Origin of the sequence: Aeromonas sp. Lyrl_2 (assembly GCF_051948815.1) — a bacterium.
GTDB lineage: Bacteria > Pseudomonadota > Gammaproteobacteria > Enterobacterales > Aeromonadaceae > Aeromonas > Aeromonas veronii.
This window is the reverse complement of sequence record NZ_JAYJLJ010000006.1, coordinates 1-21,561: the sequence shown is the minus strand read 5'-3', so window position 1 is coordinate 21,561 and position 21,561 is coordinate 1. Positions and strand designations below refer to the sequence as shown.

The window sequence follows — 21,561 nt, the reverse complement described above, 5'->3', positions numbered from 1 at the left end:
TGGAGAACACAAACATCACCGTTTATTTGTCTCCATTTCGGCATCCTTATTCATTCCTTCTCGAGAAGTGATGACCAGAACGCCCTTAGTTTGCGCCTCATGCATACCCCAACCGGGAGGTTGCCCCAGTATGCTGAAGACCCGAGGCCGGCGCTGGCAGGACCCAGATGGAGGAAATCAAAATGACACAATAATGAGAACTCAATGAAAAGAATGCTTATCAACGCAACTCAAGAAGAGGAGTTGCGCGTAGCGCTGGTTGACGGACAACAGCTCTACGATTTGGATATTGAAAGTCCGGGACACGAGCAGAAGAAAGCGAACATTTACAAGGGTAAGATCACCCGCGTAGAACCCAGCCTTGAAGCTGCTTTTGTTGACTACGGCGCCGAGCGCCACGGTTTCCTGCCGTTGAAGGAGATCGCCCGCAATTACTTCCCCTCCGGTTACTCCTATCAGGGTCGTCCCAACATCAAAGAAGTGGTCCGCGAAGGTCAGGAAGTTATCGTCCAGATCGACAAGGAAGAGCGTGGCACCAAGGGTGCAGCCCTCACCACCTTTATCAGCCTGGCAGGTAGCTACCTGGTACTGATGCCCAACAACCCCCGTGCCGGTGGTATCTCCCGCCGCATCGAGGGTGATGAGCGGACTGAACTGAAAGAAGCCCTGAGCGGATTGACCGTGCCGGAAGGCATGGGCCTGATCGTGCGCACTGCCGGTGTAGGCAAGTCTCCGGAAGAGCTGGAGTGGGATTTGAACGTCCTGCTCAACCACTGGGACTCCATCCACAAGGCCTCCCAGGAGCGCGCTGCGCCGGTGCTGATCCACCAGGAAAGCAACGTCATCGTGCGTGCCATCCGTGACTATCTGCGTCGCGATGTGGGCGAGATCCTGATCGACAATCCGGTGATTTTCGAACGCGCCAAAGCCCATATCGAGCTGGTACGTCCCGATTTCCTCAACCGTGTGAAGCTGTACAAGGGTGAAGTTGCCCTGTTCAACCACTTCCAGATTGAGAGCCAGATTGAATCAGCCTTCCAGCGTGAAGTGCGCCTCCCCTCCGGCGGCAGCATCGTTATCGATCCGACCGAAGCACTGACCTCCATCGATATCAACTCCTCCCGCGCCACCAAGGGCGGCGATATCGAAGAGACTGCGCTGCAAACCAACCTGGAAGCGGCCGACGAAATTGCCCGTCAATTGCGTCTGCGCGACCTGGGTGGCCTGATCGTAATCGACTTCATCGACATGACCCCGGTTCGCCATCAGCGTGAAGTGGAAAACCGTCTGCGTGAAGCGGTGCATCAGGATCGTGCCCGCATCCAGCTGGGTCGGATCTCCCGTTTCGGCCTGCTGGAGATGTCTCGCCAGCGTCTGCGCCCCTCCCTCAACGAGTCCAGCAGCCATATCTGCCCCCGTTGCCAGGGTCAGGGCGTGATCCGTGACAACGAATCCCTTGCTCTGTCCATCCTGCGTCTCATCGAAGAAGAGGCCATGAAGGACAACACCGAGCAGGTTCACGGCCAGGTGCCGGTGGATGTTGCCGCCTATCTGCTTAACGAGAAGCGTGCCGCCATCGCCAGTCTGGAACAGCGCAATGATGTGCGTGTTTACATCATTCCGAACCAGCATCTGGAAACCCCGCACTACGAAGTGACCCGCATTCGTCAGAACGAGATCCCGGAAGCTGCCAGCTACGAGCTGAAAACCGAGATTGCCAAGCCGGTCTACCAACCGAAGCAAGCTCAGGTGATCGAGCGTGAGCAACCGCTGCTGCAAGGCTTTGCCCAACCGGCACAACCGGCCCCTGTTGCACCGCAACAGCCGGCGGCTCCCGTTGCTGCGGCCCCTGCCGAAGCTGGCTTCTTCAGCAAGCTGATCAAAGGCATTACCGGCCTGTTCAGCAGCGATGCAGCCCCTGCCGATGTGAAAGCGCCCGCCGAGAAACCTGCAGCTCGTGAAGCGCGCAAGGATGAAGGTCAACGTCACCAGCGCGAAGAAGGTCGTGGCCGTGGTCAGCGTCCTCGTCGTGACGACAATCGTGGCAACCGCAACAATGCGGAAGCAGGCGAGAAGCGTGAAGGTGGCAACCGCGAAGCTGGTGAAAACCGCAATCGCCGTCCCCGCAAAGAGCGCGAACCTCGTCAGGAGCGTGAAGCTCGTGGCGAAGTGCGCAGCGAACAGCGCATGGAACGTGAACCCCGTCAGGAGCGCGAGCCTCGCGAGCCGCGCCAGGAACGTGCGCCACGTCCAGCCCGTGAACCTCGTGCTCCCCGTGAGCCGCGCGCCGAAGTCGTTGTTGACGCGGTAGACGCCGTTGATGCAGCTGCCGCCCAACCACGTCAGGAGAAAGAGCAGAAAGTGGCCGAGCGCCGCGAACGTCGCCAACTGCGCAAGCAGATCCGCGTCGATGTCGCCGCTGCTGACACCCCTGCCCTGCCGGTTGACGAAGTACCAGCGCAAGCTGACGTGATCGATAGCACTGTGGGCAACGAGCAGGAAGAGCAGAGTGAAGGCCAGCGCCGCTCACGCCGCACTCCGCGCAGCCAGCGTATCGAAGGTCAGCGCCGCAAGCGCATCAACGAAGATGCCCGCAGCCAACGTGACGAAGAACAGCAAGATACCACCACTCTGACCACCGCAGCCCAGGCAGATATTGCCAAAGCGCAGGTTGAAGAACCGGTAGTGCCTGTTGTTACCATCCCGAGCGCTGAAGCCGTCGCTGCTGCCCTGCAAGCCTCTGCGGCACTGACCGAGCATGTGGTTGTCGAAGCCGTTGCTGAAGAAGCTGCCGAGCAGGCTGCTGCCCAGGTTGAAGCAACTCAAACCGATGTGACCGCTAGCCCAGTTGTTGCAGCTGTCGCAGAAGTCGTGGTTGCAGCAGAGCCGGAAGTTGCCGTTGTCGCCGCTCCGGCTGTCGACGAGGCTGCCGCTACCGTGGTTGAAACCGCTCCGGTTGTTGAAGAAGCCCCTGCAGTCAACACTCCTGTCGTGGAAGCTGTACCGGCTGCAGTCGAAATGCCAGCTGCTGTTGTCGAAGCCCCGGCTCCTGTCGCTGCCGTTGCGGTGGAAGAGACTCCGGTCGTGACCAAACAGGTAGCTCACGGTGCTGGCCTGCTGGCTCGTGCCCGCAAAGCATCCGCCCCGATGGCAACCCCTGCCGAAGCCCCTGCCCTGCCTGTCCGTGAGCCGGTTAACTACCCGCCGCTGGTACGCAACGAAGTGAGTACATCAGGTCGTCATGGTGGCAGCACGGCCGCCGTCAACGTGGCCACCTGCCCGGCCGGTCGCCCCTAAGCAACCCGGGTTGCCCCCCTAAACAAAAGCCACACCAACCGGTGTGGCTTTTTTTATTTCTCTTTTCCCCTGTGCACTCACAGACACATTAATACCCATGCTCTGCAAAGCAGCTTTGTCTGTTATCTCTCTATCATTGAACACTGCGTTAACTCATGTTTACTTTTTCACGTAACAGAGAAGCCAGTTTTTCAGCGCCTATGTTCAGCATTGAGGCCAACTGATTTTGTTTGTTTAAAATCTTGCTTGTTGGCATACAAATGGTTGTATAGACGACGGTCTGCAATGGGCTGGTGTGGGGTTCAAGATTCATTTGATATGGAACCCTCTGGTTCAATGCATACTTGCCAATCAGGGCATTCGGTTGTACCGAAACCTGAATCCTCCTTTCGCAGAATTGAGGAGGTTTGTCATATAGCAAACCTGCCTCAGGTCTTGTTCAACTGATGATAAACTCAGATTGCATCTGCACAGATGTACATATAGGCAACTGTCGTTGGTATAGATTTGCTTCCCGGGAACAAGCCAGCCCCCCTATCCTAGCGGCAGCACAATCTATACACGAGATATTGGTTACGACCCTTCCCCACACAATCAAGTGTTGAAACTGAGCAAAACGCTGGCCCTAATACACGAGAATTCAGTAACCGCTGCTCAACGATTCTGTTTAAAAGGCATATAAAAATGCCGCCCGGCTTTGCAACCGGGCGGCATTGAACTGCTTGCTTTGAAAGTGGAATGACTATCAGGCTGTTGCCAGCTTGGCCTGCTCTTCACCGCGCTTGAGCATGGCGTAGGAGACACCGGTCAGCAGTGACCCTGCGGCAATGGCAACGATATACATCATGACGTTGCTGATGGCGTGCGGGATAAAGAGCACGAACAGACCGCCGTGGGGTGCCATCAGCTCACAGCCGAACAGCATGGAGAGCGCTCCGGTCAGGGCGCCGCCGACCATGCAGGCCGGGATGACGCGCATCGGATCCTTGGCGGCAAACGGGATGGCCCCCTCGGAGATAAAGCACAGACCCAGTACGAAGGATGCTTTGCCCGCTTCCTGCTCCGCCTTGATGAACTTGGTACGGGCCAGGAAGGTCGCGATCCCCATCCCCAGTGCCGGCACCATACCGGCGGCCATCACCGCAGCCATGGGGGCATAGGTTTTGGAGGCCAGCAGGCCGACACCGAAGGCGTAAGCCGCCTTGTTGACCGGGCCGCCCATGTCAAAGCACATCATGGCGCCGATGATGACACCCAGCAGCACGGCGTTGGCAGAGCCCATGTTGTTGAGGAACTCGGTCATGGCATTCATGATGCCGGCCACCGGGCCACCCACCACGTAGATCATCACCAGACCGGTAAACAGGCTGGCAAAGAGCGGAATGATCAGGATCGGCTTGAGCGCTTCCAAGGTAGTCGGCAGGCGCACCTTGTCGCTCAGGTACTTGGCACTGTAACCGGCCAGGAAACCGGCCACGATGCCGCCAAGGAAACCGGCACCCAGCGAGCTTGCCAGCATGCCGCCGATCATGCCGGGAGCGAGACCCGGGCGGTCAGCGATGGAGTAGGCAATGTAACCGGCCAGCACCGGGATCATCAGGGCAAAGGCAGAGCCGCCACCGATCTTCATCAGGGCGGCGGCCAGGGTGCCTTCCACCTTGAACGCCTCGATACCGAACACGAACGAGAGCGCGATGATAAGGCCGCCCGCCACCACCATGGGCAGCATGAAGGAGACACCGGTCAGCAGATGCTTGTAGGGGCCAGCTTTTTCCTCTTTCTTGGGCTGGCTGGCACCGCTGTGACGATAGGTTTTCGCCTCACTCCATGCCTTGTCGAGCACGGCGCGGGTTTTCTTGAGCGCCGCACCGGTACTGGTACGGTAGACCGGCTTGCCATCGAAACGGGCCATGTCCACTTCGATATCGGTGGCGAGGAACACCAGATCGGCAGCGGCAATCTCCTCGGCAGTCAGGGCGTTCTGGGCACCGACTGAACCTTGGGTCTCGACGCGGATCTGATAACCCAGCTGTTTGGCCATGGTCTCCAGCGCTTCTGCCGACATAAAGGTGTGGGCAACCCCGGTCGGACAGGCAGTCACCGCCACGATACGCTTGCCTGCGGCGGCGGGTTTAGCTGCTGCGGGAGCGGCTTGATGACGATAGACGCTGGCACCGCTGGTTGCGGCTTCCAGCAAGGCTGCGGGATCCTGCAGGGCGAGATCCATGCTGCCCTGATAGACCCGCTTGCCATCATAGGCGGCGAGATCCACCGGGGCACTGGCGACAACCAGCACCAGATCGGCGGCGGCAATCTGCTCCTTGTTCGGCACCTGGCGGGGTTGCACGCTGGAGCCGACGTCGAGGGTGAGTTCCCAGCCAGCCAGTTTGGCCTGCTGTTCTATCCGTTTTGCAGCGAGAAAGCTGGTGGCAATGCCCGCAGGGCAAGCCGTAACCAAGATTGCTTTCATTGGGCATCTCCTGAGTTTTCCATTGAGGGGGTATTGCATTGAACCGGTGACAGCTCATCCAGAGGCTGTACGCGCACCTGTTCAAGCAAGGGGTTGAGCACATTGATATCGTCAAAGCCGACCGCCACCTGACTGACCGCCAAGGCCGAGACGGCGGTGGCCAGACGCAGGGTCTCCTCCGGCGCCCAGCCAAGGCTGAGACCATGGGCGAGACCTGCCACCAGAGAGTCGCCAGCCCCCACGGTACTGACCACCTGCATCCGCGGCGGAATGGCCTGCCAGACGGCATCCGGGGCAAACCAGATGAGGCCATCGGCGCCGTTGGAGATCACCACATTGGGGATCCCGCTTGCCTGCAGCGCGCGGGCACACTCGGCCTGCTCGCTCAGTGTCTTGATGGGGCGGCCCGCCCACTGGCCGAGCTCCTCCAGATTGGGTTTGACCAGGGTCGGCGCCGCCTTGATCCCTTCGCTTAAGGCCGCACCGCTGCAATCGAAGATCACCTGCTTGCCCTTGGCTTTGAGCAGGCGGATCAGATGGGCGCAGTAATCGGGGGCTACCCCTTTGGGCAAGCTGCCCGCCAGCACAAACCAGTCGGCGTGAGGGGCCAATTGGTCGATGGCCTGCTCCAGCGCGCTCACCTCCCCTTGCTGGATGGTGAGCCCCGGCAGATTGAGATCGGTGACCCGACCGGATTGCTCGGAGATCTTGACGTTGATGCGGGTGCTGCCCGCGACACGGACAAAGTGATCATCCAGCGCCCGCTCTGCAAACAGGGAGACAAAGCTCTGTTCATTGTCAGCGCCCAGCCAGCCGGTGACGCCTACCTCGCGGCCCAAATCCTTGAGCACCATGGCGACGTTGATCCCCTTGCCCGCCGCACGCAGGTTGGCCTCGCTCACCAGATTGACCTCGCCAAGGCTCATCGCCTCGAGACGAGTGGTGAGATCAAGGGCGGGGTTGAGGGTAATGGTGACAATCTTCATCAATGCGCCCCCTCGCCGAGACCAGCGGCGATCGCCTCACCGATCCCCTTGAGAGCCGCTTCGGCATCCGCCCCTTCGGCGCGAAATGCCAGACGGTGCCCGCACTTGACCCCAAGACCGATCACCTTCATCAGGCTCTTGGCGGAGACCGCCTCGCCGCTGCCATCCAGATTCGCTACCCGGATGTCGGATTCAAACTCTTTGGCCACTTTGACCAGCATGGCGCCGGGGCGGGCGTGCAACCCGTGGGGGTTGATGATGGTGAAGGTTTCACTAAGACCGCTCGCCGGGCCCGCTTGCAACATGGCCAGCCCCTCGCCGCCTGCCAGCGTAGCCAGCTGACCGGCAGCGGCCAGTTTGGCCAGGTTGTCGAGCTGCGCCAGATGACCGCTATCTGCGGCGCACAGCAGCAGCAGGGCGCTGACCGGCAGATCCCCGGCGTTCAGTGCAATGCTAGGCGTGGCCAGCACCCAGCCGGTCTGGGCGGCTTGTGCCCGGGCCAGCCAGACGCCCTCGCCCAGGTAGGCGGGTTCACTTGCCAGCAGGGCGCTCACCATGGCGGCATCACCCCAGCCAGCGGATTTGGCGCGGGCGGCGGCGCCCAGCAGCAGTTGGTCGCGATCGTCTGCCGGGAAGTCCGCCAGGCTCAGGAACTGCACCTCTTTGGGCGCCGTGGCACCGGTCAGGATGTTGATGATGGTGTCGGCATCGGTGGCCTCTTTCAATTGCGCTGCTGCCTGCTCGTCACCCAGCACGTGGGTGAGCTGGCGCAAAATGCCCAGATGCTCGTCGGATTTGGCGGCGATGCCGATGGCGACGTAGGCGATCTGCCCCTCATCCCACTCGATGCCATTAGGGAACTGAGCCACCATGACGCCGGTGTTCTTCACCAGATGCCGGGTGTCGGTGGTGCCGTGGGGAATGGCGATGCCGCTGCCAAGGTAGGTGGCGTGCTGCGCTTCGCGGGCCAGCATGCCATCTACATATCCCGCTTCCACCAGACCGGCTTCGGTCAGTTTGCCTGCCAACAGGGCAATGGCTTCGGCCTTGGTCGCCACCGACTGCCCCAGCAGGATCTGCTGTCGCGCCAACTTCAACATAGAGATTCTCCATCAGGTGCCGGGCGGTCTGACCGTACCGGCGCATCAAACATAACCATTCGTACCACTCGCCTGCTGACAATAGACCGGATTGCATCCCTTCGGGAGCCATGCCGGGTTTTTATGCCCGGCCATCGATTGTCTGCTGACAAGCTGAATCGTTTCACTTACACTCAGACTGAATCGTTTCAGCGAATTGATCAAGTACCCACTAAGAGTGGTTTTCAATGATATGATCCCGCGCACACTTTTCGGTGCCCTCACCAGGCAGTGCCCGTGGGCCTTGCAACTCAAACAGAGCCAATATGATGAAACTGGATGAAATCGCCGCCCTCGCCGGTGTCTCGCGCACCACGGCCAGCTATGTGATCAATGGCAAGGCCGACCAATACCGCATCAGTCAGGCCACCCGCGACAAGGTGATGGCGGTGGTCACCGCCCACAACTACCAGCCGGACAGCCGCGCCGCCTCCCTGCGTGGTGGCCAGACCAGAACCCTGGGCTTTATCCTGCCCGACCTCGAGAACGCCAGTTACGCCAAGCTCGCCAAACGGCTGGAGCAAGGGGCGCGGGTACAGGGTTATCAGCTGCTGATCGTCTGCTCGGAAGATGACCCCGCCACCGAGAAGGAGCTGGCCGAGATGCTGGCCAGCCGCCACGTGGATGCACTGCTGGTGGCCAGTTGCCTGCCGCCCGAAGATCCCTTCTACCTCGGCCTGCAGACGCGCGGCATCCAGGTGCTCGCCATCGACCGGGCCATGGCGGCCGACAAGTTCGTCACCGTCGCCAGCGAAAACCAGAAGGCGAGCTTTGATCTCACCGCCTCCCTGCTCTCGCCGGCAATCAAGCACATCGCCTTGATCACCGCGCTGCCGGCGCTCACGATCAGTCGTGAACGCCGAGCGGGCTTCGAGCAGGCTGTTGCCAGCCACAGCACGGCTTGCCATCTGTGTGAAGGGGCCCACTTCTCCCGCGCCGAAGGCTATCGCCTGATCAAGACGCTGCATCAACAGCTCGGCCAGCTGCCCCAGGCACTGGTCGCCACCTCCTACATCCTGATGGAGGGGGTGCTCGACTATCTGCTTGAGCAGGAGACCGACATGAGCCGGCTCGCCATGGCCACCTTCGGCGATGATCGCCTGCTCGATTTCCTCCCTTTCGGCATCAACTCCCTGCCCCAGCAGCACGATGCCCTCGCCAGCCAGGCGCTGGAGCTGGCACTCAAGGCAGTCAATGGCGACTACCAGAACGGGCTGCACTATGTAAGCCGCACCCTCAAATGCCGTCGCTAAGCCGCCAGCAACAACCGCCCACGACCGCACAGGCTGCCGGCACAAACTGCCTCATGAGCAGCCATAAAACTGACAGCCTGTGCGGCTGCTCTTCTCAGCGCCCACCTTTGCACGCGTCTGTTTGGCCATCGAGATCGGCCAACCGGCCGACAGGGCTGCAACCCCTGCTCAGGGCCCGTTTATCGCCCCATCGGCTCGCTATAAATTGAATTTATGGTTTTTGGCCATATGACCCTTTTTTTACTTATACAGAGCCATCCGGGCCGCTAGCGCCCCCTTTTGCCCTATGCCGCCCCTTCCCAACGCCTGTAGCAACCCCCTCCGATCCCGAGGGCCGGTTCAAGCGGATTGGCATCGCCCCCTCAAGGCGCACATTTTTTCGGCGCATAGCGCCAAGTGTCATTTTTTATTTCCACTTAAATGCCTTCCACAGCACAAGATCCGCTTTTTAGGGGTTGTCTCCGCTATTTCGATCCGTTAACGTGGCAACCATATTTTACAACCGACAGGTTTCAGGTACAGATGTTTCCACGCCGATATTGCTAGCCTCCGGCTTTTCCCCCGGAGGCGCCTCCCGACACAGCCAACTGGCTCTCTCTTGTTTGCAACATCTCCGCTCACTTTCGGATGGATAACATGAACACCAAGACTCTGGGTTGTACCCTGTTGATTGCCGGCACCACCATAGGCGCCGGTATGCTGGCCCTGCCGCTGGCCTCCTCCTCCCTCGGCGGCCCCGCCACCCTGCTGCTGATGGTCGGCCTCTGGGCCCTGATGGCCTTCACCGCCATGCTGCAAGTAGAGGCAAGCCTCAACACCGGCAAGTGGTACCTGCACCAGCTGGCGGATCATCTGCTCGGCCCCTGGGGCAAGCGCATCGCCTCCTTCTGTATCCTGATGCTGTTCTACTCGCTGGCCTCCGCCTACATCAGCGGCGGTAGCAGCCTGCTGGCACAGGCGCTGGCCGATGCGGGCATGACCCTCAGCCAAGAGCAAGCCGCCTGGGCCTTTACTCTGCTGTTTGGCGGCATGGTCTGTGTCGGTACCCGATCGGTGGATTACCTCAACCGGCTGATGTTCACCGTCAAACTGGTGATCATGGTGGTGGTGCTGGCGTTGCTGCTGCCCCGCACTGAAGGGCAGCATCTGCTCTCGATGCCGCTGGGTCAGGGCCTGTTGCTGGCGGGCCTGCCGGTCATCTTCACCTCGTTCGGCTTTCACGGCTCCATTCCGAGCGTGATGCTCTACCTCGGTGACTGCCCCAAGCAGCTGCGTCGGGTCTTTGTCTGGGGCTCAGCCCTGCCGCTGATCCTCTACGTGCTGTGGCAGGTAGCGATCCTCGGTCTGCTCGGCCAGCAAGCCCTGCTGCAAACCGGTGGAGCGCTGGACAGCCTGCTGGCCAACGTCGGCAAGCTGGTGAGTTGGCCCGCCTTCAATCAGGCCATGCACCTGTTTGCCGATCTGGCGCTCGCCACCTCCTTCCTCGGGGTAACGCTGGGGCTGTTCGACTTTATGGCCAAGGTAACCCGCCGCAAGGACAACTGGCAGGGCCGCAGTCAGACAGGTCTTATCACCTTTGTGCCACCATTGCTGTTTGCCCTCTACTTCCCGCAGGGCTTTATCATGGCGCTCGGCTACGCTGCTATTGCGCTGGCGATCCTCGCGGTACTGCTGCCGGTGGCGATGGTGTGGCAGAGCCGCAAACAGGCGCCAGCCCACCACTACCGCGCCCCGGGTGGCGTAGTGGCGCTGGGAGTGGCCGCCGCCATGGGTATGCTGATTGTCGGTGTACAGATCAGCGTCAGCCTTGGAATGCTGCCAGCGCTGTAATCCCCGATACTAAACGCCCCAAATAGCCAAGCCCCGCCAATTAACTTGACGGGGCTTTTTGTTGGAAAAGAAATCAAGTGGATACAGGCATCAGCCATTAATTAAGACAGCGCCCCTTACCAAACAAACACCCAAACCTTCAGCTATATACCGACCTTTTTACTACCCAACCCTGAATAATCAGTTCAAAAACCGTTCATGCCCCTTCGCTACACTGCCCGCTCGTTTATCGCTATCAGGAGTTTGAAAACAATGATGTTGCACCTCAAGAAGAGCACCCTTGCCCTCGTCCTGCTTGCCGCCAGCGGCGCACTCAGCGCAGCCGAAATCGCCAACAACAATATTACCGAGGCGGAGATCAAGGCCGCGCAGGATGGTTGGGGCGCGGCGCTTATCAAGATCAGCGATGACTATCGCGCCGGTGGGATTGAGCGCGCCAAGGCGACCGCCGAGTCGGTGCTCGACAGCGCTTATGGCTACCAGCAGGGGCCGGTGCTGTTCAAGCCGACCCTTGCCGGTGGCGAGCAGACCTTTCGCACCAACCGCGAGGGGGCGCTGGCCTACTTTGTCGGCAACAACAGCGCCTACCCCACCGACAAAGGGTTCGCCCTGAAAAACTGGCAGAGCTATCGCTATGACAATGCAGCCGTCTATATCAACGGCGACATGGCGCTGACCATGGGCAAGGTGCATCTGGTGGATCGCGACAACAAGGAGACCACGGTCGACAAGACCTGGGGTTTCAAGAAGGGGGATGATGGCAAGGTGCGTATCGTGCTGCACCACTCCTCCCTCCCTTACGAGGGGTAATGACGGGGCTCTGCCCACCATCAACACGGTCAAATACAGCCCTGCCACCTCGGCAGGGCTGTTTGTTTTGCGCCTGCGCTTGGCAGATGGCAAGTGAATAGATGACGGTCGTGCTAACGCAGTTTGCTGCTACCCTCAAGGCAAACCATTGAGATGCCGAGCAATATCGCGTCTCTGAACACCAACCACTCGATATCATCACACAAGGAGCCAGATACCATGACCATACTGCCTGTTTACGCGGCCCTGCTAGCGCTGCTTTTTGTGTTGCTGAGCATTCGAACCATTCGCACCCGCCATAGCCGCAAGGTGGCGCTGGGGCATGGGGATGACCCCGCCATGCTGCGGGCCATGCGGGTACACGCCAACTTTGCCGAGTATGTCCCCCTCGCCCTACTGCTGATCTATTTCGTCGAAACCGGCAGCCATACCCCCTGGCTTATCCATCTGCTGGGGAGCGCCTTGCTGCTTGGCCGCCTCTGCCATGCATTTGGCATGAGCCGCACGCCGGAGAACTTCCGTTATCGGGTGGCGGGAATGGGGCTGACCTTCACGGTGATCCTGGTGAGCGCGGCCCATATCCTGATCACTGCGCTGCTCCCCTGACCCGGCCGTCACGAATAGCTGGCGAAGCGGTCTGCCAGCCATCCCCATCGGCTATTCTTCACTGCACAGATAGTCGCAACAGTGCTGCTTAAACAAGCCCGATTCAGGAGTACGATATGAAATGGATTGGCTGGTTACTGCTTGTCGGGCTGACTCCCGTTGCCCACGCAACCCCGCTAAAGCTGGCGGCAGCGGTCGAACACACTGCGATATTGCGCCCTTTTATTCATGACTGGTTTGGCCGGGCTGGCATCGACTTTCAGTTGATCCCCTGCACCTATGCCCGCTGCGAAAAGTTGATTGAGGCAGACCATGCCGTCGATGGCGATATGGCCCGGATCAAGGGCTTTGATCAGACCTATCCCCACTTGCTGCAGATCGGTGCCCCCATCTCGGAGGCGGCGATTTATGGTCAGCCAAGGGATAACCCGAACTGGCCCCCTGCCGAGGGTACCGTGATTGGCTGCCTGCGCGGCATCCAGTGGTGCGAACGCTTCCTCGGCAACTATCAGGTCATCTGGTTGAACGATGAGAAGCAAGGGCTTGCCCAACTACATCGAGGCAAAGTGGACTGGCTCATCAAGATGCGCCCTGCCTCTCAACCTGCACTGGCGTCCCCCTGGCAGAAGATCACCAAAGAGCAGGTCTTTCTCTACCTCGATAAAAAGCACCGCGCGGAAATTGCGGCCCTGCTCAAGGTACAGCTGGCGTTTATCAATATCGGCCGCTGGCTGGCGATGCAACAGCAGTACCTCTCCGCCATCTAGCGCTGTTCTCGCAGCACCACACAGTGCCGATTACATGGCTGAAAAAACAAAAAGCCCTGCCAGATTGGCAGGGCTTTTCAGTCAACCGCATAGCTGGGGAGTCAAGCTCCCGAGCCGCTTACTGGTTGTGGGTAGAGCGACGTGGACGACGGGCCTGAGCCGGTTTGCCAGCGCCATCAGCCGGACGCTGACCACCTTGCGGCTTGGGCTTGCCACCGTTACCGGTACGTGCACCACCCGCATTGCCATTGGAGGCGGAACGACCGGCCCCCTGACGCTGGCCTTGACCTTGCGGACGCGGCGCACGGCGCTGCTCGCTCGGATCGCGGGGCTCTTTGCGCAGCGGCGCGCCGATACCACGGGCGATATTGTCCAGGGTCTCGCGGGAGGCTTCGAAACCGGCCACCTGCTCGCAGGGGATGTTCTGCTTGGTCAGACGCTCGATCGCCTTGATAAGCTTCCCTTCATCGGCAGCAACCAGGGAGATGGCGTGACCGGCAGCACCGGCACGACCGGTACGACCGATGCGGTGAACGTAATCTTCCGCCACGTTGGGCAACTCGAAGTTGACTACCTGCGGCAGCTTGTCGATGTCCAGACCACGGGCGGCGATGTCGGTCGCCACCAGCACCTTGACGCTGCCATCCTTGAAACCAGCCAGGGCGCGGGTACGGGCCCCCTGGCTCTTGTTGCCGTGGATGGCGGCGGCGCTGACGCCGTTCTTGTCGAGGGTCTCGGCAACACGGTTGGCCATGTGCTTGGTACGGGTGAACACCAGTACCTGCTGCCAGTTGTTGCTGGTGACCAGATGACTCAGCAACGCGATCTTGTTGGCCTTGTCGCACGGATGCACCAGCTGCTCGATACGCTCGGCAGTACTGTTGCGCGGGGCGACTTCGATCACCGCCGGGTTATCCAGCAGACCGGTGGCCAGTTCGCGGATCTCGTCGGCGAAGGTGGCGGAGAAGAGCAGGTTCTGACGCTTCTTCGGCATCAGAGCCAGGATGCGGCGGATGTCGCGGATAAAGCCCATGTCGAGCATGCGATCAGCTTCGTCCAGGACCAGGATCTCCACTTCGTCGAACTTGACGGCGTTCTGGTTGTAGAGATCCATCAGGCGGCCAGGACAGGCCACCAGCACGTCCAGACCACGGCGAGTCGCCATCATCTGCGGATTGATGCTGACGCCGCCGAACACCACGTGGCTGCGCATTGGCAGGTGTTTGCCGTAGTTACGCACGCTCTCGCCCACCTGGGCGGCCAGCTCGCGAGTCGGGGTCAGCACCAGCGCACGAATGCGGTTCGGAGAAACCTTGCGCTTGCTCTCCATCAGACGTTGCAGCATCGGCAGGGTAAAGCCTGCGGTCTTGCCGGTCCCTGTTTGGGCCGCCGCCATCAGATCGCGGCCAGCCAGAACGGCGGGGATCGCTTGCTGCTGAATGGGAGACGGGGTGTCGTAGCCTTGTTCGGCAACGGCACGCAACAAGGGTTCGGCCAGACCGAGGGAAGTAAAACTCATAATTACCTGCTAGAGATAGGGGCGCCGGGGATTTGTGGTGGGGCTCCTCTGCTGAGCCGATGCCATCTCACAAGATCTGGGCCTATTGAGAAAACAACGATTTCCCCGGGGAGCAGAGCAAAGGGGAAAGAATAGAGGCGCAGTCTAACGGAGTTGTCCGGGATAAACGAGAAAAATGTGATGCTCCTCCCAGCACGAACAGAAAATCCCCCTCCTGTCCCCCGAATAATCCCGTTGATTGATGTCGCACGCACCACACTATTAACTGGCAACACAATATCAGCCCTCGCAGGCATGGCTCGCAGGGCAAAAGCACGGGATAAAAGAACACAATAACGAGGTTTAGCTATGACCACGCCATATCGTCCCCGCGGCAGCTGGCAGGCAAGGATTGGCCTGCTGCTTCTGCTGCTAAGCCCTGCACTGCAGGCCAGTCAGACCCTGACCGTGGCCTGGAGTCACTGGCCCCCCTTCAGCCAAATCAACAACCGGGGTGAGCTGGATGGGCTGGATGTCAGCCTGACCCGCCAGATCCTTACCCAGGCGGGCTTTGCCCCCAAGTTTCGCGAGCTTCCCTGGGCGCGGGCACTGCATATGGTAGAACACGATCAGCTGGATGTGGCGATGGCCGCCCTCCCTCTGCCGGAGCGCCAGAGCTATGCCCGCTTCTCAACCCCCTACCGCCAGAGTGCCTATGTGCTGCTGAGCAATGACCCTATCCCCGGCCATCAGGATCGCTGGGCACAGCTCGATAATCTGCCCGCGTTGTGCAACGAGAAAGGGCTCAAGATAGGCAAATTGCGCGGCACTCACCCCATGCATCAGATGGATAGCTGCCCGGCGCTTAAAATGGCGACCGAATACAACGCCGATGAGCGGATGATCGATCTGCTGCTGGCTCGCCGCCTCGATGGCATCATCATGGAGTGGCAATATGCCCGCTACCGACTGGCCCAACTGGGGGCCGAAGAGTTTATCAGCTGCCAACTGTTGCTACACCACCAGCCGGTCAGTCTGATGTTTGCCAAAAACAGCGTGAGCGAAGAACAGATCCTCAAAGTCAACGAGGCCATTCATGCCTTGCCCAAACCCCACAACAAGTTCTCGCCCCCCAGGTGTCGTCTCAATGCCGATCCGGGCGCCGCGGATCTGCTGACCCGCACTCTCCGCAAGCATTGACGGGATAAGCCGCCACTTGAAATAGCAAAGGCGACCCGAAGGTCGCCTTTTTGGTATTGTCGAACTTGTTCCCCGAACATGGAGCGATCAGCGCAGCTGCGGGGTATGGGTCAACACCCCCTGATTCTGGGCACGATGGCGCAGCAGGTGATCCATCAACACCAGCGCCAGCATGGCTTCGGCGATGGGCACGGCGCGAATGCCGACACAGGGATCGTGACGCCCCTTGGTGATCATCTCGATTGCCTCGCCTTCGGTATTGATGGTCTTGCCCGGCACAGTGATGCTGGAAGTCGGTTTGAGCGCCATGCTCACCACAATATCCTGACCCGACGAGATGCCGCCCAGAATGCCGCCCGCATGGTTGCTGGCAAAGCCCGCCGGGGTCATCTCGTCGCGATGCTCGGAGCCTTTTTGCTCCACCACCGCAAAGCCATCACCGATCTCCACCCCTTTCACCGCATTGATGCCCATCATGGCATGGGCAATGTCGGCGTCGAGACGATCAAACACCGGCTCACCCAGGCCCACCGGCACATTGCGCGCAATGACCTGCACCTTGGCACCGATACTGTTGCCCTCTTTTTTCAGGTCGCGCATATATTGATCGAGCGCTTCCAGCTTGCCCGCATCGGGGAAGAAGAAGGGATTCTGCTCAATCTGCACCGCGTCAAACGCCTCAGCCTTGATGGGGCCGAGCTGGGAGAGAAAACCGGTGATCTCGATGCCATGTACCTGTTTCAGGTACTTCTTGGCAATCGCCCCCGCCGCCACTCGCATCGCGGTCTCGCGTGCCGAGGAGCGACCACCGCCACGATAGTCCCGCTGGCCATACTTCTGGTGGTAGGTGTAGTCAGCATGACCCGGCCGGAACAGATCCTTGATGTCGGAGTAATCCTTGGAGCGCTGATCGGTATTCTCGATGAGCAGCCCGATGGAAGTGCCGGTGGTCTTGCCTTCAAACACTCCAGAGAGGATCTTCACCTCGTCCGGCTCACGGCGCGGCGTGGTGTAGCGAGAAGTGCCCGGCTTGCGCCGATCCAGATCCCCCTGCAGATCCGCCTCGCTGATCTCCAGCCCCGGCGGGCAACCATCGACCACGGCGCCCAGCGCCAGGCCGTGGCTCTCGCCAAAGGTGGTGACCCGAAAGAGTTGACCAAAACTGTTCCCTGCCATGCGCGCTCCTGCTTAGTTCTTGTAGATGGCGAAATGATCCTGATACTGCACCAGCTCGTCACGGGTCATCACAAAGACGCCGTGGCCGCCGTTTTCGAATTCAACCCAGGTAAAGGGGATCTCGGGGAACTGGGCTTCCAGATGGATCATGCTGTTGCCCACTTCGACCACCAGCACACCGTTATCCTTGAGGAAATCTGCCGCATGGGCCAGCAGACGTTTGGTCAGCTTGAGACCATCGGAGCCGGACGCCAGCGCCAGCTCGGGCTCGTGACGGAACTCGTCCGGCAGATCCGACATATCTTCGGAGTCCACATAGGGCGGGTTGGAGACGATGAGATCGTACTTGTCGCCCGCCGGCAGATCGCGGAACAGATCGGAGCGGATCGGAATGACCTGCTGCTCCAGCCCGTGATCGTTGATATTGCGCTCGGCCACGTTCAGCGCATCGACGCTGATGTCGATGGCATCCACTTCCGCTTCCGGGAACTCGTGGGCCATGATGATGGCGATACAGCCGGAGCCGGTGCACAAGTCCATGATCCGGGTCGGTTCATGTTTGAGGAAGGGCGCGAAACGGTTGGCGACCATCTCGGCAATGGGGGAACGGGGAATGAGCACCCGCTCGTCCACGTAGAACTCCCAACCGGCATACCAGGCCTTGTTGGTCAGGTAGGCGGCGGGTACCCGCTCCTGTACGCGGCGGATAATCAGCTCGGCGATACGGTGACGCTCGCTGCTGGTGAGACGGGAGTGGCGCATGGCCGGGTCTACATCCGGTGGCAGATGTAACGCGGGCAGTACCAGCTGCACAGCTTCATCCCAGGCGTTGTCGGTTCCATGACCGTAAAAAATCCCGGCGTCGTTGAAACGACTCATGGCCCAACGCAACATGTCCTGGATGGTGTGCATCTCGGCAACCACCTCATCGATAAATATCTTGTCCAAATCCACCTCCAAGTCGAGTAATATCCGGCCCGAGCCCCGTTTACCTGACGGGCAAGACGCATACCTAATACATGAGCATCTGATGAAAAAAACGCCCTCACCGACAGACGAGGAAACCCTGCTGTTCCGCGATGCGATAAAAGGTACCCGGAAAATCAAGCAAGATACCATAAGGGCCGAGTTACGCCCGGTCAAGCAGAAACGCGAATTGCGCGAAACCCGCGAAAAGCTTGGGGTTGACCACTATTTCAGCGATGAGTATCAGCCCCATCTCGACGATGATGGGCCGACCCGTTACGTGCGGGAAGATGTGTCAAAATTTGAGCTGAAAAAGCTCAAGCGGGGCATTTATCCGCCGGAGATCTATCTCGATCTGCACGGCATGAACCAGCAGCAGGCAAAACAGGAGCTGGCCGCCCTGCTCACCCTCTGCCAAAAAGAAAACATTCACGTCGCCTCGGTGATGCACGGCATCGGCAAACATATTCTCAAGCAGCGCATTCCCAGCTGGCTGGCCCAGCACCCCAATGTTCGCGCCTTCCATCAGGCTCCCCGCGAATGGGGCGGCGACAGCGCCATTCTGGTGTTGCTGGATATCGAAGAGTAGTTAGCCAAACGACCACACTATACTGAATATCAATATGTTATTCGCCGTGGAGGTCGCATGTTTACACAGGGTTCCCATGCCGACATAAAGTCATCTCTCGACGCCATCGGCGCCGCCGTGGCGGTGTTCAGCCTCGACAAGGATGATCACTTTGTGCTGGTCTCTGCCAACGATACCTTTGCCAAGGCGTTCGAGCTGGATGTCCTTGGCAGCATTGGCAAACAGCTGAGCGAGATGTTTCCCCGCTACATCACCAATACCATCGAGCCGCCAATGCACGAATGTGTGCGCATGCAGACCGGGCTCGAGAGCGAGCTGCCTATCGACAGCCTGTCGCGTACCAGTTGGTGGCGCTTTATTCTCTCCCCCATCATCCCCGAGCAGGCACGGATCAACCGGATCATTGTCACCGCCATCGACATCACCGCCAGGATGCAGCTGGAAGAGGCGCTCACCACCAGTCGTCGTCGCTTCGAGGCAGTGGTCAACTCCGCCTATGACGGCATCATCAGTGTCAGCAGCGAATCGCGCATCGAGCTTATCAATACCGCCGCCTGCGAGATGTTCGGCATCGACGAGAGTTATCTCGGCAAGCGGCTGGAAACCCTGCTTCCCCAGCGTTTTCGCGCCAATCACGAGACCTATTTCAAAGCCTTCAGCAGCTCCCCCATCAATTCGCGCCCGATGCACGCCCGCGCCTCGGTGATGGGTCTGCGCCGAGACGGCAGCGAATTTCCGCTGGAGGTGACCATCGCCAAGATCAATCTGGGACCGACCACCGAGATGACCGCCATCTTGCGGGATATCTCGGAGCGAGCTCGACTGGTGGAGGAGTTGAAGGTCGCCGCTACCACGGATCCCCTCACCGGCATTGCCAACCGGCGCCGCTTCAACGAGCTGGTCAACGCCGAGATGCAACGCTGCCAGCGTTTCGGCCATACCATGAGCCTGCTGCTGATCGATATCGACCACTTCAAGGAAGTAAACGACACCTTTGGCCATCAACAGGGAGATCTGGCGATCCTGAGTCTGGTGAAACGGATCAGCAAACAGCTGCGGGAGGTGGACATGCTGGGTCGCTGGGGTGGCGAAGAGTTTATCGTGCTGCTCCCGGAAACCTCCCTCGAGCTCGCCTGGGCCAGCGCCGAGCGGATCAGGCTCGCCATCGAATCCCAGCACCATGCACTGGACGGGGCTCTTGAGATCTCCCTCACCATCAGTATCGGGATCAGCGCCAGCAAGGGCAGCCATGACACTGTAGAGAAGATGGTTAGACGAGCCGACACCGCCCTCTATCTGGCCAAAAAGCAGGGGCGCAACTGCTGCCGCAAAGAGGAGCCGGAGCCAACTTAAGGACGCACGCCCCTGCACTCTGGTGACACAGCCAACCTGTGCCAGCAGAGATAACCAACCGCAACGAATACAAAAGACAGCGCTACTCTCTTCGGTAGCGCTGCTTTTTTCATTCTGCTTTTGGTGCACTCCTCAATCACCACCATCAAGAGGACGGCTAAAGCGCAGTGGGCCGCCATCAGCCAGAGAGAGCCTCACCGACAGCATGCCTCCGTTGGGCAATTGCCACTCGAAGAAGTCATCAAAACCGGCCATCGTTACAGCGCGGATCACCTTGGCGACCACACCGTGCGCCACCAGCAGTATCCGCTCCCCTTGCATGGTCGAAGCAAGTTTCGTGAGTCCCTGCGAGACCCGGGCAATCACCTCATCAATGGTTTCACCACCGGGAGGAGCGTCAGCCCAGCGCCTAGTGATATTGCGCGCCCACAGTTCGGGATAGCGTGTTCTTGCCTCTACCTGCGTTAGCCCTTCAAACAGGCCGACATCCCGCTCACGAAAGGCAGGCACAAGCTCCACAGGCAATCCCAGCTGACGAGACAAGATGGCAGCACTCTCCCTTGTTCGCAGCAGGGGGGACGCCAGCAGCCGATCGAACGGGGCCTGAGTGGCCGCTACCTCGTCAGCCAATCGGGCAATGTGCCTCTGGCCACTCTCATTAAGCCCGATATCCAGTGCACCCTGATACCGTCCTTCCGCATTGGCTTGCGTCTCGCCATGGCGGATAACTACCAGCTCCATGTCAACCTCCCTTGTTGGGGCTACCTTGGTTTTACTTCCCTTTGCGATAACGGGGATGCTCGTCCTGGATCGACAACCAGGGCAGCTGGCTGTCGGTATGGATGTGATAGGTTGGCGCAACAGCCTCTGGATTATCGAGAGAGGCGATAGCCAACGTGAGATAGTCAGGGTACTGGGTGCTGCGATACGTGAGGGTGGAGCCACACTCGGCGCAAAATCCCCGTCGGATAAAATCTGAAGACGCATACTCGGTCGGTTTGCCGCATAACCACTGCACCTGTTCGGCGTGAAAGTCCATCCAAGCCCCGACCGGTGCCCCCGTGGTGCGCTGGCAATCCCGACAGTGACAAAAATCGGCCGCAAAAGGTGCAGTCAGCATCTCATAACGGATCGCCCCGCAATGACAACCCCCCCTTCATCTTGCCCCCTTGTTGCAATTTTGCACAAGCCAAAGAGATTACCAATATAAACCGGCCGTTTACATCTATTTTCTCAAGGGAATAAGCGACAATGTACCTAGATAAAGCTGAGTGATATAGCCAGACCTCACTATTTCAGGTGATAAATGACAGTTTACCAATAGAGAAGATACTCCTCATATTCGCAATGAGAGGTTTCATTTTATGGTGGAAAATGAATTCGCAAGTAGCGCACTACGCTCATCAGAAGACGCTAGTTTATGGGGGCTAACGAACCTGAATATAAATTTTATTCTCAACTTTGACTCAACACAATTTCATTTCAATTTTCAGATAAAAAATTCACCTTGTCAGTTAGAACATAAGCACCATTGAAAATACAAGATAATATTCAGTGATGCACTGTTGATAATTAATGAGGAGAAGGAGTTATCCCCCCTCTCCTCTTTGGGAGTTAAATT

The 21,561-nt window shown here is 59.2% G+C and carries 17 protein-coding genes and 1 pseudogene; 9 read left to right on the top strand and 9 right to left on the bottom strand.

The features are described 5' to 3' along the window. Positions 1-204: 204 nt before the first annotated feature. Positions 205-3,297, top strand: a complete 3,093-nt coding sequence (gene rne / locus VF684_RS06770) for a ribonuclease E (RefSeq protein WP_139441373.1) — start codon at positions 205-207, stop codon at positions 3,295-3,297. 148 nt (positions 3,298-3,445) lie between these two features. Here the strand turns inward: rne and VF684_RS06765 are convergent, their stop codons facing one another. The 4 genes from VF684_RS06765 to fruB form a co-directional block, all read right to left on the bottom strand. After that, positions 3,446-3,610, bottom strand: coding sequence for a hypothetical protein (locus VF684_RS06765; protein ID WP_162516098.1), 165 nt, complete (start codon positions 3,608-3,610; stop codon positions 3,446-3,448). Between the two features lie 432 nt (positions 3,611-4,042). Then, complete coding sequence (gene fruA, locus VF684_RS06760; protein ID WP_279475155.1) at positions 4,043-5,767, bottom strand: PTS fructose transporter subunit IIBC; 1,725 nt, start codon at positions 5,765-5,767, stop codon at positions 4,043-4,045. Next, positions 5,764-6,753: a 1-phosphofructokinase gene (pfkB, locus tag VF684_RS06755; protein ID WP_257725815.1), complete on the bottom strand. Its 990-nt coding sequence runs from the start codon at positions 6,751-6,753 to the stop codon at positions 5,764-5,766. Before pfkB ends, fruA begins: the two co-directional genes overlap by 4 nt. After that, positions 6,753-7,853, bottom strand: a complete 1,101-nt coding sequence (gene fruB / locus VF684_RS06750; protein WP_376898294.1) for a fused PTS fructose transporter subunit IIA/HPr protein — start codon at positions 7,851-7,853, stop codon at positions 6,753-6,755. Before fruB ends, pfkB begins: the two co-directional genes overlap by 1 nt. A gap of 305 nt (positions 7,854-8,158) precedes the next feature. Between fruB and cra the strand changes: the two genes are divergently transcribed. From cra to VF684_RS06725, 5 genes are all read left to right on the top strand, one after another. After that, the gene (cra, locus tag VF684_RS06745; protein WP_376898292.1) at positions 8,159-9,145 is read left to right on the top strand and encodes a catabolite repressor/activator; all 987 of its coding nucleotides are present in this window, start codon (positions 8,159-8,161) and stop codon (positions 9,143-9,145) included. 636 nt (positions 9,146-9,781) lie between these two features. Next, positions 9,782-10,975, top strand: a complete 1,194-nt coding sequence (locus tag VF684_RS06740) for an aromatic amino acid transport family protein (RefSeq protein ID WP_201914748.1) — start codon at positions 9,782-9,784, stop codon at positions 10,973-10,975. A 252-nt stretch (positions 10,976-11,227) separates the two neighbouring features. Continuing rightward, on the top strand, positions 11,228-11,785 hold the full coding sequence (locus VF684_RS06735; RefSeq protein WP_058057663.1) for a hypothetical protein: 558 nt from the start codon (positions 11,228-11,230) through the stop codon (positions 11,783-11,785). A gap of 219 nt (positions 11,786-12,004) precedes the next feature. Further along, complete coding sequence (locus VF684_RS06730) at positions 12,005-12,391, top strand: MAPEG family protein (RefSeq protein WP_127005567.1); 387 nt, start codon at positions 12,005-12,007, stop codon at positions 12,389-12,391. Positions 12,392-12,507: 116 nt separating this feature from the next. Further along, positions 12,508-13,158: a hypothetical protein gene (locus VF684_RS06725; protein ID WP_440173989.1), complete on the top strand. Its 651-nt coding sequence runs from the start codon at positions 12,508-12,510 to the stop codon at positions 13,156-13,158. A 118-nt stretch (positions 13,159-13,276) separates the two neighbouring features. Here VF684_RS06725 and VF684_RS06720 read toward each other — a convergent pair whose 3' ends face one another. Next, a complete protein-coding gene (locus VF684_RS06720) occupies positions 13,277-14,677 on the bottom strand; it encodes a DEAD/DEAH box helicase (protein ID WP_005333194.1) in 1,401 nt (466 codons plus the stop codon). Positions 14,678-15,025: 348 nt separating this feature from the next. Between VF684_RS06720 and VF684_RS06715 the strand changes: the two genes are divergently transcribed. Then, entirely contained in the window at positions 15,026-15,856 is an 831-nt protein-coding gene (locus VF684_RS06715; protein WP_279475152.1) for a substrate-binding periplasmic protein, read from the top strand. 87 nt (positions 15,857-15,943) lie between these two features. On the opposite strand, the gene aroC is transcribed toward VF684_RS06715, so the two are convergent. Together aroC and prmB are read right to left on the bottom strand one after the other, a co-directional pair. Next, positions 15,944-17,032 carry a chorismate synthase gene (gene aroC, locus VF684_RS06710; RefSeq protein WP_201914756.1) on the bottom strand — a complete coding sequence of 363 codons (1,089 nt, stop codon included), beginning with the start codon at positions 17,030-17,032 and terminating at the stop codon, positions 15,944-15,946. A 12-nt stretch (positions 17,033-17,044) separates the two neighbouring features. Next, positions 17,045-17,980, bottom strand: coding sequence for a 50S ribosomal protein L3 N(5)-glutamine methyltransferase (gene prmB, locus VF684_RS06705; RefSeq protein ID WP_058051987.1), 936 nt, complete (start codon positions 17,978-17,980; stop codon positions 17,045-17,047). A gap of 82 nt (positions 17,981-18,062) precedes the next feature. On the opposite strand from prmB, the gene smrB reads away from it, so the two are divergent. Further along, positions 18,063-18,587 carry an endonuclease SmrB gene (smrB, locus tag VF684_RS06700; RefSeq protein WP_005333198.1) on the top strand — a complete coding sequence of 175 codons (525 nt, stop codon included), beginning with the start codon at positions 18,063-18,065 and terminating at the stop codon, positions 18,585-18,587. Positions 18,588-18,644: 57 nt separating this feature from the next. Further along, positions 18,645-19,940, top strand: a complete 1,296-nt coding sequence (locus VF684_RS06695) for a sensor domain-containing diguanylate cyclase (RefSeq protein ID WP_042083013.1) — start codon at positions 18,645-18,647, stop codon at positions 19,938-19,940. A 132-nt stretch (positions 19,941-20,072) separates the two neighbouring features. Here VF684_RS06695 and VF684_RS06690 read toward each other — a convergent pair whose 3' ends face one another. Both VF684_RS06690 and VF684_RS06685 read right to left on the bottom strand, forming a co-directional pair. Beyond that, positions 20,073-20,681, bottom strand: coding sequence for a histidine phosphatase family protein (locus VF684_RS06690; protein ID WP_139730883.1), 609 nt, complete (start codon positions 20,679-20,681; stop codon positions 20,073-20,075). 31 nt (positions 20,682-20,712) lie between these two features. Continuing rightward, positions 20,713-21,081: pseudogene (locus VF684_RS06685) on the bottom strand (GFA family protein); the annotation flags it as partial. Positions 21,082-21,561: the final 480 nt, after the last annotated feature.